The sequence below is a fragment of the Aliiruegeria lutimaris genome (assembly GCF_900099935.1).
Taxonomy (GTDB): domain Bacteria; phylum Pseudomonadota; class Alphaproteobacteria; order Rhodobacterales; family Rhodobacteraceae; genus Tropicimonas; species Tropicimonas lutimaris.
In genome coordinates this window covers 1-15,065 of sequence record NZ_FNEK01000013.1, presented here as the reverse complement: position 1 = coordinate 15,065, position 15,065 = coordinate 1, and the positions used below count along the sequence as shown (strand labels likewise).

The window sequence follows — 15,065 nt, the reverse complement described above, 5'->3', positions numbered from 1 at the left end:
GGAAGGTCGCGGCCCGCCTAGAACGGCAAGCCGCGGCTGGTTCCGATTGACGGATCAACCGCGGATTGCGGCTTCGCGGGCGAGCGCCTGAAACTTCCCGTACAGATCGAAGCGCCCGTCATGATACTCTGCCGCGGCAGCGGACGGATCGTAGACGGCCTGGTTGGAGGACATCTCGGCCATCGCGCTCGGCATGTCCGCAAACACCCCGGCAGCAACGGCCCCAAGGATCGCCGAGCCAAGCAGCACGGGTTCCTCGGTCGCCGGAGAGGCAAGCGACACTCCGGTTGCATCGGCCAGTATCTGGCGCACGAGATCGCTCCGCCCGGCGCCGCCGCTGATGACGACAGTCTTGATCGGCGCGCCTTTTTCGGCCTGGGTCTCGATGATCTGACGCAGGCCATAACCGAGCCCGCAGAGGCCGGCGATGTAGAGCGCCACCAGATTGTCGGTATCCGCCTCCATTCCGAGCCCCGCGATCACCGCGCGGGTGTGCGGGTCGGCATGTGGCGCACGGTTACCGAGGAATTCGGGAACGACATGCATCCCCTCGGCCAGCCGCGCGGGGTCGCCATCCGGTCCGCAAAGTTCCACGGCACGGTCCACGAGCCAGGCCGGGAGGGACTTCCCGGCAGCGCGTGCCTTGTCCCCTGCCTCTCCTGCTGCCGGGTGGAAGCGCAGGAGTTGTTCGATCGCCGCACCGGCCGCCGATTGGCCGCCCTCGTTCAGCCAGGCGCCGGGCACCATGGCCGAGAAATAGGGTCCCCAGACGCCGGGGACGAAGACGGGCTCGCTGGTGGTTGTCATTGTGCAGGAGGAGGTACCGAAGACATAGGCGAGGTTGTCCTGCGGCAGCCCCCCGCCCTTGGCGCCGACGGTACCGATGCCGCCGGCATGGGCGTCGATCAGCCCCGCCGCGACCTTGGTGCCTGGGGCAAACCCCAGATCCGCGGCAGCTTCGGCCAGCAGGCCGTCGCCAAGTGCCGTGCCCGCGTCAACCACTTCGGTGCCGATCCGTGCGAAGCCTTCATCGGCAAGGCCTTCAAGGCCGATCTGGCGGAAATAGCTCGCATCCCAAGCGGCTTCATGCGCCATGTAGGTCCATTTGCAGGTGACGGTGCAGACCGAACGCGCGAGGCTGCCCGAGGCACGCCAGGTCAGGTAATCGGTCAGGTCGAAGAACTGCCACGCCTTGTCGAATATCTCGGGGCGGTTTTCCTTGAGCCAGAGCAGCTTGGGCGTTTCCATCTCCGGCGAGATACGACCGCCGACGTAATCCAGCACCCGATGGCCCATCGCGTTGATCCGCTCGGCCTGCGGAAGCGCGCGGTGATCCATCCAGACGATGATGTTGCGCTCCGGATCCTCGCTCGGCCCCACGGGCAGCGGCGCACCATCTTCGTCAAGCACGACGAGCGAGCATGTGGCGTCGAACCCCACACCCGCGATCTCGGACGGATCGACACCGGAGGCGGCGATGGCGCCACGGCTGGCCGTGCAGACGGCGCGCCAGATCTCGTTGGAGGATTGCTCGACAATCGCACCCGCTTCACGAAATAGGGTGATGTCCTGTTTTTCGGTTCCCAGCAGGGTTCCGGACACGTCGAAGACACCAGCACGGGCGCTGCCTGTGCCCACGTCGATCCCCATGAAATACTGTGACATTCTGGTCTTTTCCTTGCAGCATGGCGGCGATTTCGGCTCGGCGACGAGGACGGCGTCTTGCAGCCCCTCGCCCGGGCCTCAACCTGGTTCATAACATGTCCCCGCCCCGGGCGGAATCGGATCAGACGCGGTCGAAATTCGTCGGCAGGACGAGCATGTCGCGGATCGTGACGGTGCGGTCGCGGGTCAGGATATACATCACCGCGTCGGCCACTTCGCTGGCCTCGATCAGGCTGCCGGATTCCTTGGCCTTGCGCAGGTTCTCTTTCGGCCAGTCGGCCAGCAGGGCAGAGATCACCGGGCCGGGCGAAACCTGGGCCACGCGAATGCCATGCGGGATCATCTGGCGGCGCATGCCTTGCACGAAGCTGGTGATCGCCCATTTGGACCCCGAATAGACCGGTTCCCAATAGGTCGGGAAGTGGCCCGCGATGGAGCAGGTCACGACGATATCGCCAGTACCGCGCTCGATCATGTGGGGCGTCACTTCGCGGACGTTCTTCATCACCGCGTTGACGTTGAGGTTGAGCATCCGGTCGATGGTCGCGGAGTCCGTCTCCACCAGATCGCCGCCGATATAAGTGCCGGCGTTGCAATAGAGGATGTCGATGTGATCGACCTTCTTCAGGATCTCGGGCACCATCGCCGCGCAGCTATCGGGATCGATCAGGTTGGTGACCTGGGCGACGGCCTTCTCGCCGAGGCGCGCGATCTCCTTGGCCAGCGCGGCCTCGTCGTAGTCGACCATGACAACGGTCGCGCCGGCGGCGATCAGGGCCTCTGTGGTGGCCAGGCCAATGCCGGATGCCGCACCGGTGATGGCGGCAATCTTGCCTTCGAGGGATTGGGACATGTTCTTCTCCTTGTGTCGATGTGAGGGGGGTGCGGGGCTGGGGGATCAAACGGCGAGGAAGCCGCCATCCACGGCGAGGACGGAGCCGGTGACCATGCCGGCATCGTCGCTCAGCAGCATGGCAACCGCGCGGGCGACGTCCTCGGGTTCGGCGAAGCGTTGCACGGGGTGGCGAACCATCATCGGCTCGCTCTTGACCGGATCGCTCCAGGCATCGGCGGCCAGTTCGGTCATGGTGATGGTGGGCGCAAGCGCGACCACCCGGATGCCGTGCTGGCCGAGTTCCTTGGCCATCACCCGGGTCGCACCTTCCAGCCCCGCCTTGGAGGCGGCATAGGCGACGTGCTCGGCAAAGCCGCGATGGCCCGCGATGGAGGAAATGTTGACGATGGCCCCGCCACCGCCGGCAGCGACCCGGGCGCGGGCGAATTCCTGGGCCACGACGATGGGCGCGCGGAGATTGATATTCAGCACCGCGTCGACGCCGCGGTCGGTCATGTCGAGCACGCTTTCGAGCACGTTGATCCCGGCGCAGTTGACGAGATAGTCGGCGGTGCCGGCTTCCTTCATCGCCGCGCGCACCTTGTCGGTGTCGGAGAAGTCGGCGGCGATGCAGCGCGCGCCGGTCTCGTCGGTCAGCCCGGCCATCTCTTCCTGTGTCAGGCTCATGCCGATAATGGAAGCGCCGCGCCTGGCCATGACGCGTGACACGACCCGCCCGATGCCCTTGCCGGCGCCGGTGACGATGACGGATTTCCCTTCGAATTCCATGGTTTTCCTCGCGAGATGTCCGGCCTGTCCGGGCCAGAATTGCTGTCCTTGCGGCGGGGCCGGTTGCGGCCATCGCCCGGGGGGGTGGGCTTTCCCGCCACTTACAGAGCGCACCTCTCCCGTGCCCTCGCGTTGGTGGCTTGAAAGCGTGTCGTCTTTTCGTTGTGACCGTTCACGGCCAAGGATGAGGCGGGCAGGTGACCGTTTCCGGCCTTCGGGAGAACCCCGCCTCATCCTCGGCTACCGGCTCTTGGTGAAAGGAAGGAGCCTCAGGGAAGATCCCTTCCGATCGCCGGTCAGCGCCGTTCGCCGCGTCCGATGTAGATGGCCAGCAGGATGATGAAGCCCTTGATGACGTCCTGCAGGTAGGGGTTGATGCCGACCAGGTTCAGCCCGTTGTTCAGGATGCCCAGCAGCACCGCGCCGATCAGGGTTCCGAAGATCAGCCCCCGGCCACCTGCGATGGAGGTGCCCCCCATGACCACGGCGGCGATGGCATCGAGCTCGAAGCCGACCCCCGCGTTGGGCTGGCCGCTCATCAGGCGCCCCGTCAGGATCACGGCGGCGAACGCCGAGGTCATGCCGGAGATGGTGTAGATCGCGAGCTTTATCCGCTGGGTCTTCACGCCGGAGAGCCGGGCCGCGGTCTCGTTGCCGCCGATGGAATAGACGTGGCGGCCAAAGGCGGTCCGTTCCAGCAACACCCAGGCGAGGCCGTAGATGAGGAACATGGCGATGACAGGCACGGGAATGATCCCGATACGACCGATGCCGAACCAGGCGATCCAGGAGGGCAGCCCGCTGATCGGGTAGCCGCCGGAATAGATCAGCCCGAGGCCACGTGCGATGCCCATCGTCGCCAGGGTGACGATGATGGCGGGCATCCGGCCCCAAGCGACCAGAATGCCGTTGAAGACACCGAGGCCGAGGCCCACCAACAGCCCGCCGGCCAGACCTACCGAACCCGGCATCCCCATATTGACGATCAGGCCTGCACAGACCGTGCCCGAGAAGGCCATGACCGCGCCGACCGACAGGTCGATGCCGCCGGTCAGGATCACGAATGTCATGCCAACGGCGAGAATGCCGTTGATCGAGACCTGCCGCAGCACGTTCAGGATTTTGGAAACACTGAAGAAGTTCTCGCTGGCAAAGCCCATGAGAACCGAGACCACGATGAGGCCGACCAGCGGAAGCACAAGCGGAGACCGCAATGCCTGGCGGAAGTTTACATTCATTTTCTTGGTACCTTGCACCGAGGTGCCCATTGCTGTGTCATGCGGCATTTTCGAGTTTCCCGGTCGTTGAGTAGGTCATGATTTTTTCCGACGTGATGTCTTCCCCTTCGACGGTCGCCACGACGCCGCCTCCCCGGAAGACACACACACGGTCAGACATGCCGATGATTTCCGGCAGTTCGGACGAGATCATGATGATCGAACAGCCCAGCTCGGTGAGCTTGCGCATCAACAGATAGATCTCCGCTTTGGCGCCGACGTCGATCCCGCGGGTGGGCTCGTCGAAGATCAGGATCTTCATGTCGTGGTTCAGCCAGCGCGCGACCACGACCTTCTGCTGGTTTCCGCCGGACAGGGTGTCCAGCCGGTCATGCGGGCCGCCCGCCTTCACACCCACTTGCTCCATGGCCTCGACCGTGCAGGTCAGCTCCTTCGTCAGGTCGATGAAGTAACGGCCCTTGCGGTACTTGCCGTAGTTGTTGATCGAGATATTCCGCAGTATCGAGAAGCTGGTGATCAGTCCCTGCTCCTTGCGGCTCTCGGGCAGCAGGCCGATCCCGGCCACGAGCGCGTCGGCGGGTTCCGCGAAGTTCACTTCCTTGCCGTTGAGCTTCATGCTGCGCTTCGCGTGTGGATGCGCGCCGAGCATCGCAAGCGCGGTTTCCGTCCGGCCCGATCCGACAAGCCCGGAAAAGCCGAGGATCTCGCCCTTGCGCAGGTAAAAGGACGACACCGGATCAGTGCGCTTCAGCTGAATTTCATCGATCTCCAGTACCAGTTCCGTTTCGTTCGGAAGGTCCGGCTTTGTCGGGAAGCTCTGTTCGATCCGGCGCCCAACCATCATTTCGACCAGGCGGTCGTTGTCGACATCGGACACGTTGCAGGTGCTGATGTACTCGCCGTCGCGCAACACGGTGATCCGGTCGCAGATCTGGAAGATCTCTTCCAGGTGGTGCGAGATGAAGATGATCGCGACGCCCTTGCGGCGCAACTCGCGGAGCACCTTGAAGAGATGCTCGACCTCGTTCGGAGTGAGCGTTGCGGTGGGCTCGTCCAGCACCAGGATGCGGGCGTCCAGCGACAGGGCCTTGGCGATCTCGACGAATTGCTGCTCGGCAATCGACAGGCTCGAGATCGGTGCGTTCAGCGGCAGATCCACGTCGAGCTGTTGCAGGATCTCATGCGCGCGCCTGCGCATCGCCTTGCGGTTCAGCAGGCCGAACTTGTTCGTCAATTCCCGTGCGAGGAACATGTTTTCCACCGCTGACAGATAGGGAATGAGCGAAAATTCCTGAAAGACGATGCCCACGCCGGCGGCGATGGCCTCGTCATAGTTGGCAAAGGAACGTTCCTCGCCATTGATGCGGATCGTGCCTTCGCTTGCGCTGATAATGCCGCACAACACCTTCATCAGGGTGGATTTGCCGGCGCCGTTTTCGCCCAGAAGCGCATGCACCTCGCCGGCGCGCACTTCGAGATCGACGCCGTGCAGAACCTCGACCTTGCCGAAGCTCTTCCTGATCCTGTTCATCTCCAGCATGGTATCCCCCGCGCGTTAGAGAAAAAGGGGCCGCTCCCGCCCAGAAGGACGGGAGCAGCCAGGGAGGGAGGTCTTACCAGGAGAAGCCTTCGGCGTTCTCGGCATCCACGATCATCACGTCGATCGGCACTTCGGCGGGAACGACGCGGGCACCCCAGAGCTGGGCCAGCGCCATGCCAAGACCGACACGGACCTGGTCACGCGGGAACTGCGCGGTGCTCTCGATGAAGGGCGTGCCCTGGGCGATGGCGGCAACCGCTTCCGGTGCACCGTCGACCGAGGTCAGCACGATGTCGCGGCCGGAACCCTGGATGGCCGCCAGCGCGCCCATTGCGCCACCGTCGTTGACCGAGAAGATACCCTTCAGGTTCGGGTGTGCCTGGATCATGTTCTCGACCACGCCGAGGGCGACCGAACGGTCCTGACGGCCATTCTGCATATCGACCATCTTGATGCCCGGGAACTCTTCAAACGCGGCTTTGCAGCCTTCGACGCGCTGCAGGATCGGCACAACCGGGATACCGTCGAGAATGGCAACTTCGCCTTCGCCGCCCATTTTCTCGCTCATGTACTTGCAGGACATGTAGCCAGCATCGCGGTTCTTGGAGCCGACAAAGGTGTCGACCGGGCCATTGGCGTTGGCGTCGACGGCGACGACGATGACGCCGGCATCCTTGGCCATCTTCACGGCGGTTTCGATACCGGCACTGTCGGTCGGGTTCACCAGCAGGATGTCGATATTCTGCTGCAGCATGTCTTCGACATCGGAGATCTGCTTGGCGACGTCATGGCCGGCATCGGTGATGACCAGGTCGGCGCCCAGCTGATCGGCGGCCTGTTGCAGGGCTTCCTGCATCGAAACGAAATACGGGTTGTTCATCTCCTGGAACGTCATACCGATTTTCAGCTTGCCATCTGCAAAGGCTGTTGTTGCGGCGACGCACATGGCTGCGGCGGATACGGTTTTCAAAAGGCTCTTCATTGGGTTCCTCCCGTTGCTAAAGATAGTCAAAGTCTTCCCGTTCGCGGCCGGTGCCTTTCCGGCCGCGTGGGAATTGGGTTGCATTGTTCGATGGGTTATCCGGTCATTCGCACCAGGTCGTTTGCAACGAAGGTGGCGCGGAATTGCGACGGAGACATCCCTTTCATTTTCAAGAAGTGGCGATTGAAGTTCGACAGGTTCGAAAACCCGACGTCGAAGCAGATATCAGCGACCCGGACCTCCGGGTCCGACAACAGAATCTGGCAGGCCAGGTCGATACGAAGCTGGTTCTTGTAGCGCACGAGGGTCATGCCGGTATGGCGCTTGAAGGACCGCGAGAAGCTGCTCGTGCTCTGACCGGTCAGCTCGGCCAGCTCGGCCTCGCCCACCTGTTCGGTCAGGTTTTCACGCAGATGCACGATGGCGCGGTTGATGCCGACATCATCGGCCTTGCCCATGTTGAGCTGGAAATTGAGACTCGCCAGGATCTGGGGCTCGGGCGCTCGGATCAGCCGGTCCACGATCTCGCAGAACAGGGCCATCCGCTTGATGCCGCGCGCTTCGACCAATTCGCCCATGATCGGCTGGATGCTCTTGCCCGTGGCCCGGTCGAACAGCAGGCCACGGCGGCTGCGCTCGAGCAGCGGACGAAAGGCCTGCATCTCGGGTATCGCCTCCAGGGCACCGTCGATGAACGCTTCAGGAAACTGGATGACACGGCTCCGGCGCGGCTCGATCGCACCCTCCGCCACGTTGCTGATCCAGTTCTGGGGCAGGTTCGGGCCGGTCATGACCAGCTGGCCGGGTTCGAAATGGCCGATATGGTCACCGATGTAGAATTTCCCGGAGGTCGCGACGACCAGGTGAATCTCGTACTCAGGATGGTAGTGCCAGCGCACGGTGCGGAACGGATACCCGTGCTGCCACGCGGCGAAGGACTCGCCTTTCCTGATGTGTACAAGTTCCAGATCCGGTTGCACGTAAACCTCCCACCCGCTTTGGGAAGCGACACCACGCGTCGCTGTCTGCTCCTCGGCGGTGCACCATTTCTATCAGAGAGTCGCAAGCCGACTCCACGCCGCTACGAGGAAATTAGTGGTACTTTTTTTACCTCCCATTGTGATTTTCGGCATAGTTTGCACCATAAAGTTTTGGAGTACCGTACTTTTACACGCGACCACCCAAATCACTCTGCCCGCACCTCGAAACCCACGACTCAATGGGCTCTCCGGGTCCGTTTCGGGCCAACCGCACCAAACGCGCGGTTGGGGCTCGCGCAAAAAGAAAGAGGGGCGAATTGCCCCCTGTCCTCGACTTCAAGCCGTTCGGTTATGGCCCGGCCATTCGCCGGTCGTCCCTTCAACAGGACGTCATGCCCGCCCCTGCCAGGCCGCGAGCGCGGGGTAGCTGTCACGATAGAACTGGTAGTGTTCGGCGTATTTCTTCGCCAACTCCTTGTCCGGCACGATCTCCCGATCGACCCGCGGCTTGGCAAAGACTTCCTCCGAAAAATCGCCAGTAGCGCAGGAAACAGCCAGTTTTGCTGCCACAAACGCGGCACCGAAGTCGCCATCTTCTGGTTTCAACAAGGTGAGGCCGGTTACAGCCGCCATGATCTCCAGCCATTGATCGGAACGCGCACCGCCACCGACGGCATAGGCCGCGTCAATCTCGGTCCCAGCTAGGCGCAACGCGCGAACGCAATCGGCAAAGGCCATTGCCACGCCTTCCATCGTCGCCTTGACGAGATCGGGCAGCCCAGTCACCCGGCGCAGCCCGAGAAAAGCCCCCGAAGCGTCCGGGTTGTTATGCGGCGTGCGCTCACCCGACAGGTAGGGCAGGAAGCCGATACCGGAGGGAGCCTCGATTTTCGGTGGTAACAACCCGGCAAGATCCGCCGGGCTGCGCCCGGAGATCTCGGAGAGCCATGTCAGGCTGTCCGTGGCGGAAAGTATCACCCCCATTTGGTGCCAAGTTTTCGGAATTGCGTGACAAAAAGCGTGCACTGCCTCATCCGTATTTGGGGCGAACTTGTCCGTCACAGCGAAGAGAACGCCGGATGTTCCGAGCGACAGGAACCCCGTTCCGGGCGATGTCACCCCCATTCCGCACGCCGTTGCAGCATTGTCGCCGCCCCCGCCGGCAACCGGCACACGCGGAACGCCCCATTTTTCAGCAAGTTCGGCACGGAGCATTCCCGCTACGTCCGCCCCCTCGCCAAGGGCCGGCATGTGATCCCGCGTCAGGCCGGTCGCCGCGAGCAGCGCGTCCGACCATTTCCGGGCAGCGACATCGAGCCACAAGGTGCCCGCCGCGTCCGACATCTCGGCGAAATGCTCGCCGGTCAGCCACAGGCGCACGTAATCCTTCGGCAGAAGGACCTTGGCCGTCTTCTCGAAAATCTTCGGCTCATTCTCGGCAACCCAGAGCAATTTCGGCGCGGTGAAACCGGCCATGACGATATTGCCGCCGATACCGCGGAAATCGGCGCGTTTTTCGAGTTCGAGACATTGCTGCCCCGAACGCCCGTCATTCCACATGATGCAGGGCCGAAGCGGTTTGTCCGCCGCGTCGAGCAGCGTCGCGCCATGCATATGGCCCGACAGGCCGATGGCCTTGAGCCCCGCCAGCGCCGCGCCATGTTCCGCCGCGATCTGCGATATCGCCGCTTCGCAGGCGGTGATCCAGTCCTGCGGGTCCTGCTCCGACCAACCGGGCTGCGGGCGGGAAACCGTGAGCGGGGCCTGGGCGACGGCGACGGTGGCGAAAGCCTCGTCCACCAGCATCGCCTTCACGCCCGAGGTTCCTATGTCCAATCCGAGATACATCTCCTGGCTCCTCCTACAGCGTCACGCGACCGGCATTTCGATCTGGATCTTCACATCCGTGGGGCGCCCTTCGGCGGCACGGTCGAAAGCGGCGATGCTTTGCTCGAACGGCAGGGTTTCGGAGATCAGCGGCTTGAGGTTGACCTTGCCCGCCCCGATCAGCGCGATCGCCCGGTCATAGATATTGGCATAGCGGAAAACGGTTTCCAGCCTTGCTTCCTTGGCCTGAAGCGAGACGATATCCATTGGAACCGGCTCCACCGGCATACCGACGAGCACGATGGCACCGCCGGGGCGGACCAGCGCGGGCACATCCAGAATGGCCGGCGCGGCGCCCGAGCATTCGAACACCACATCGGCGCCCCAGCCATCGGTCGCCTCGGCAATGGCCTGCGCGACGGGCTGTTGAGTGATGTTGATGGTCTCGATGCCGTCATACTCGCCAATGATGTCGAGCTTGGGCTGGGCCAGGTCCGCCACGTAGACCTTCGCGCATCCGCCTGCCAGCGCGGCCAGCGCCGTCATCATCCCGATGGGACCGGCGCCCACGACCACGCCGACATCGCCCGGCTGGATGCGCGCTCGGAGGGCACTCTGCATGCCGATGGCAAAGGGTTCCACCATCGCCCCTTCGGCAAAGGAGACGGTCTTGGGCAGCTTGTAGGTAAAGGCCGCCGGGTGCACGACTTCGGGGGTCAGGCAACCATGGATCGGCGGGGTCGCCCAGAAGGTCACCGCCGGATCGACGTTGTAGATCCCGAGCTTGGAGGCGCGCGAGGTCGGGTTCGGAATACCCGGCTCCATGCAAACGCGGTCGCCGGGTTTCAGATCCGTCACCGCATCGCCGACCTCGACGACGACGCCGGCCGCCTCGTGACCGAGGATCATCGGCTCCTTGACCACGAAGGGCCCGATCTTCCCATGTGTGTAATAGTGAACGTCGGAGCCGCAGACGCCGACGGTGCGCAGGGCGACTTTCACGTCCTCCGGCCCCAGATCCAATGCCACCGGGAACTCCCGAAGCGACAGTTTCCCCTTTTCCTCCAGAACAAGTGCCTTAGCCACGGCTCTACCTCGACTTCATGTGTTGCGCAGTTATCGATCACCCATCGAGGTGAAACCTGCAGGAATGCCCCAAATTGAGGCGTCTTGGGGAAACGAACGGAAGCTGGAGGCGGATGTAAACAGCTCAAAATGCCTGTGAGCATTTGGTTTTTGTATCCGGTGAAAATAGTATCAGCGCCGGATTGGCGGCAAACCAACTCCCCGCGACGCGATCGAACAAACCGCCATGCAGACCCAGCAAAGGCGACCCGGCCCCTGCTCATGCCTCCGCCCGGCGAATCAGAAGGGTCACCGCCGCGACGCAATGTTAGCGCCATAACTGGAGGCCTGTATTTCAGGCCGATGACCGGTGTCGACACCAGGTTCGCAATGGCGGCACCTGCCCCGCAACTGTTCCAAGATTCGGCAAGCCCCACGTTCATTGGGCAGTCAGATTGTCGCATCAGGCCTTGGCCAGCCGCTTCGCCGCGCCCACCTTCGCGACCTTCCAGCCCCCGGCCGCCGCTTCGGGAACCGCCCACCAGACCGCAATCCAACGATAGGAAATCGGCATCACGTGGTCTCTGGCGGAAAGCAGGCAGACCTTGCTATCACGGAACGAATACGAGGCGGCGTCAGGCGCCGTCTCGACGGCTTCCACCTTTGCTTATCTTGGCGCGAAGAGTGGCAACCGCGGGTCACGTGAGATCCATCCGGCGGCGTCCCGTCATCAGACGGACAACGCAGGATCGCAACACTCACTTTAGTCCCTGCGTTGCCCGAGCTTCGTGATACTTCGGTCCCATGGGAATAGTTCTTGTAACGACGGTTATCGCGTCTCTTTTTCTGGTTATCGGTGCGGCGGAGCCGCTCGCCGCGCGCCTGCGCCTGCCTTACAGCGTCATTCTCGCTGTCCTTGGCGTGCTCATCGGTGCGGGCGCGACCTTCTTACTGCGCACGGAACTGACCGACGCGCTTAACCCGGTGGCCGAGGCGATCCTGGGCTTGCCCATCCGGTCCGACGTTTTCCTCTTCGTCTTTCTGCCGACCTTGCTGTTCCAAGCGACACTGGGGATGAACCTGCGCCGCATGCTCGACGACTGGGTGCCAATCCTCGTTCTCGCGGTCGTAGCGGTGGTGGTGGCGACGCTGAGTGTCGGCTACGCCCTGTTCTGGACCAGCACCCTGCCGCTCGTGGCGTGCCTGCTGATCGGTGCCATCGTCTCCACGACAGATCCGTCCGCCGTGGTTTCGATCTTCCGCTCGATCTCGGCCCCTCGGCGGCTTGCGCGGATCATCGAAGGCGAGAGCCTGCTGAACGATGCCGCCGCGATCGCGCTTTTCGGCCTGTTCATGGGGTATGTCATGCTCGGCGTTCCGGACCCGACGCTTGGCGACGCGCTCGGCCGTTTCCCCTTTCTGATCGCGGGCGGGGCCATCACCGGATGGCTGGCCGCGCGGGCCGCAGTCTGGACCATGGCCCTGTTTGTCCGTCACGAGATGGCGCAGCTTTCGATCTCGGTCGCCCTGCCCTACCTCGCCTATATCGTGGCCGAGCAGAGTATCGGGGCCTCCGGCGTGATCGCGGTGGTCGCCGCGGGCCTGACACTGAACCTGACCGGACCGGGACGTCTGCCACCGCAAGCCTGGGCCAGCCTGCGCGAGTTGTGGGACGTGCTGGCCCATTGGGCCGGGGCGCTGATCTTCATCCTTGCCGCGCTGTTGATCCCCCGGCTCCTGGAAGAGGTCCGTGTGGCGGATTTCGCGCTGATCGGCGTGGTTATCATCGCCGCGATCGCCGCCCGCGCGGTGATCCTGTTCGGTCTGTTGCCCTTGCTGTCGCTGCTGCGTGTCTCGCCGACGGTCGAACGCCCCTACCGCGTCGCGATCCTCTGGGGCGGCCTGCGCGGCGCGGTCACGCTCGCGCTTGCGCTTGCAGTAACGGAGAGCTTCCGGGTGCCCGACGGCATCCAGCGGGTCGTCGGCATCCTCGCGACGGGGTTCGTGCTCTTCACCCTGATCGTACAAGGCACCACGCTTCGCAATGTCATCCGCCGGCTCGGGCTGGACCGGCTCTCGCCCATCGACGAAGCCTTGTCGCGTCAGGTGATCGCCGTGGCGTTGCAGACCGTCCGCGAAGACGTGGCGCGTACCACCGTGGATTACGAGTTGAGCCACGACATCGTGCGTGTCGAGGCCAAGCGCTTCGGCAAACGACTGGAAGGGGCTGTCCGGCAGGCCGAGGACAGCGTCGACATCCTCGACCGCGACCGTATCACGCTCGGATTGATCGCGCTGGCGGGCCATGAGCGCGACACGATCCTTGCCGGAATGCGCGAGAGGATGATTTCGGCGCGCATGGCCGAGCAGGTGCTCTCGGATGCCGACCGGCTGATCGAAGGCGCGCGCACCAATGGCCGAAGCGGCTATCAGCGGGCAGCCCGCCGCAGCATCGCCTATGGACGCGCCTTCCGGGCCGCCGGCCTGCTGAACAACCGGCTTGGCCTCTCACGGCCCTTGGCACGCATGACCGCCGACCGGTTCGAACGCCTGCTCTCTCAGCGTCTCATCCTGCGCGATCTTGGCGCCTTCATCGACGGTCGCATTCGCCGCATTCACGGCCGGCGCGTGGCCGAACTGCTCGCGGAACTGCTATCCCGAAGGGTCGAAGGGGTGGAGACCGCGCTGGAAGGGCTGCGGCTGCAATATCCGGGCTATGCCGAGGAACTGGAGCGCCGCTTCATCCGCCGCACGGCGCTGCGTCTCGAGGAGCGCGAATACACCGCCATGCGCGAAGACGGGCTGATCGGGGCCGAGGTCTATACAACGTTGATGCAGGACCTCTCGGCGCGACGGACCGCGTGCGAGGACCGACCGCGTCTGGATATCGCGCTTCGGCGCACCGAGATCATCCAGCAATTCCCGCTCTTCTCCGATCTCGACGCCAAGGTCCTGAAACGCCTGGGGCGGGCCATGCAAACCCGCCACGTGAACCCGGGTGACGTGATCTTTGGCAAGGAAACCGTCAACAAGAGCGTCTATTTCATCGCCTCCGGCGCAGTGGAGTTGGAACGCGCCGGGCAGACCTGGCGCCTGGGTCGCGGCGAGATGTTCGGGCATATGAGCATCCTCATGCGGAAACCGCGTCATGCCGAGGTCCGCGCCATCGCTCCTTCCACTCTGCTGGTTCTCGACGAAGAGCGGTTCCTCCGCCTTCTCAAGCGGAGCGAGGCTATACGGCAAGCGGTGCTGGCAGGCGCCGAGAAACGCGGCGTCGTGCTTCCCGAGCACTTGTTGCCGCAAAAGAAACCCTCCTGAACCGACCGATTAAAAGCATTTCACCGGCAAGGTAACCGGGAAATAGCCCCTCCCGCCCGATTGCGAGACGCGCAATCCACTCGCAATTCGTCCAGTCATTGGTAATATACCTGCGAAACATCAACGATAATCGGGTGAAACCGTGACCAGTACCGCGCCGCGCCGCATCGTCTCCTCACGTCACCTCGCCGAAGGCGAAGGATGGGAGATGTCCGAGTTCGAATACGGCATGATCATTGTCCATAATGCCTTCAACCGCTGGATGCAGCGCTGCATGACGGCGGCGGGCGGCGCCGATCTGGGGCCGCTGGAAATCCTCGTCATTCACCATGTCAATCACCGCGACCGGGAAAAACGCCTCTCGGACATCTGTTTCCTGCTCAATATCGAGGACATGCACACGGTGAACTACGCGTTGCGCAAACTGATGAAATCGGACCTGCTGATCTCCGAAAAGCGCGGCAAGGAAGTTTTTTATAGCGCCTCGGAAGCGGGCCAGGAGCTCTGCGAGCGGTATCGCCAGATCCGGGAGCAGTGCCTTCTGGAGCCGCTTCTGCAAGGCGGCGTCGAGGGTGAGCAACTTCGCAACGTGGCCTCCATCCTGCGCACGCTCTCGGGGCAATACGATCAGGCGAGCCGGGCGGCGGCGTCGCTCTGAGGCTGCCCCACCCCTGCCGAAATCCGTACCACGCAAACATTGATCATATAGACTCGCCCGGGCGAGCAGGTGTTCGAGGCGATTGACGGCCTGAGCGCCGTCTCGGGTCTCGGCGAGGATTTGGAGGGTTCCGCAAGATGCCGGGACTGAACACCTTATGTGTCTGAA

12 protein-coding genes are annotated in these 15,065 nt (G+C 63.3%); 2 read left to right on the top strand and 10 right to left on the bottom strand.

The window, feature by feature from the left end; translation table 11 throughout:
- Positions 1-54 precede the first annotated feature (54 nt).
- The 10 genes from BLR85_RS07995 to BLR85_RS07950 all read right to left on the bottom strand — a co-directional run bounded on the left by BLR85_RS07995 (position 55) and on the right by BLR85_RS07950 (position 11,582).
- Positions 55-1,665: an FGGY-family carbohydrate kinase gene (locus BLR85_RS07995; protein ID WP_093153277.1), complete on the bottom strand. Its 1,611-nt coding sequence runs from the start codon at positions 1,663-1,665 to the stop codon at positions 55-57.
- Positions 1,666-1,786: 121 nt separating this feature from the next.
- The gene (locus tag BLR85_RS07990) at positions 1,787-2,518 is read right to left on the bottom strand and encodes an SDR family oxidoreductase (RefSeq protein WP_093153274.1); all 732 of its coding nucleotides are present in this window, start codon (positions 2,516-2,518) and stop codon (positions 1,787-1,789) included.
- A gap of 45 nt (positions 2,519-2,563) precedes the next feature.
- Entirely contained in the window at positions 2,564-3,289 is a 726-nt protein-coding gene (locus BLR85_RS07985; protein ID WP_093153271.1) for an SDR family oxidoreductase, read from the bottom strand.
- 296 nt (positions 3,290-3,585) lie between these two features.
- Entirely contained in the window at positions 3,586-4,575 is a 990-nt protein-coding gene (locus BLR85_RS07980) for an ABC transporter permease (RefSeq protein WP_170844487.1), read from the bottom strand.
- Positions 4,565-6,067, bottom strand: coding sequence for a sugar ABC transporter ATP-binding protein (locus tag BLR85_RS07975; RefSeq protein ID WP_093153268.1), 1,503 nt, complete (start codon positions 6,065-6,067; stop codon positions 4,565-4,567). The genes BLR85_RS07980 and BLR85_RS07975 overlap by 11 nt, the downstream gene beginning before the upstream one ends.
- Before the next feature lie 73 nt (positions 6,068-6,140).
- Complete coding sequence (locus BLR85_RS07970; protein WP_093153265.1) at positions 6,141-7,049, bottom strand: ABC transporter substrate-binding protein; 909 nt, start codon at positions 7,047-7,049, stop codon at positions 6,141-6,143.
- Between the two features lie 95 nt (positions 7,050-7,144).
- Positions 7,145-8,029 (bottom strand): AraC family transcriptional regulator, encoded by an 885-nt coding sequence (locus tag BLR85_RS07965; protein ID WP_093153262.1) that lies wholly within the window; start codon positions 8,027-8,029, stop codon positions 7,145-7,147.
- 390 nt (positions 8,030-8,419) lie between these two features.
- The gene (gene xylB / locus BLR85_RS07960; RefSeq protein ID WP_093153257.1) at positions 8,420-9,877 is read right to left on the bottom strand and encodes a xylulokinase; all 1,458 of its coding nucleotides are present in this window, start codon (positions 9,875-9,877) and stop codon (positions 8,420-8,422) included.
- Between the two features lie 21 nt (positions 9,878-9,898).
- The gene (locus BLR85_RS07955) at positions 9,899-10,942 is read right to left on the bottom strand and encodes an NAD(P)-dependent alcohol dehydrogenase (RefSeq protein ID WP_093153252.1); all 1,044 of its coding nucleotides are present in this window, start codon (positions 10,940-10,942) and stop codon (positions 9,899-9,901) included.
- 442 nt (positions 10,943-11,384) lie between these two features.
- Entirely contained in the window at positions 11,385-11,582 is a 198-nt protein-coding gene (locus BLR85_RS07950; RefSeq protein WP_093153247.1) for a hypothetical protein, read from the bottom strand.
- A gap of 143 nt (positions 11,583-11,725) precedes the next feature.
- Between BLR85_RS07950 and BLR85_RS07945 the strand changes: the two genes are divergently transcribed.
- Together BLR85_RS07945 and BLR85_RS07940 are read left to right on the top strand one after the other, a co-directional pair.
- Positions 11,726-14,239: a cation:proton antiporter gene (locus BLR85_RS07945; RefSeq protein ID WP_093153242.1), complete on the top strand. Its 2,514-nt coding sequence runs from the start codon at positions 11,726-11,728 to the stop codon at positions 14,237-14,239.
- 208 nt (positions 14,240-14,447) lie between these two features.
- Positions 14,448-14,897: a winged helix DNA-binding protein gene (locus BLR85_RS07940; RefSeq protein WP_093153471.1), complete on the top strand. Its 450-nt coding sequence runs from the start codon at positions 14,448-14,450 to the stop codon at positions 14,895-14,897.
- Positions 14,898-15,065 lie beyond the last annotated feature (168 nt).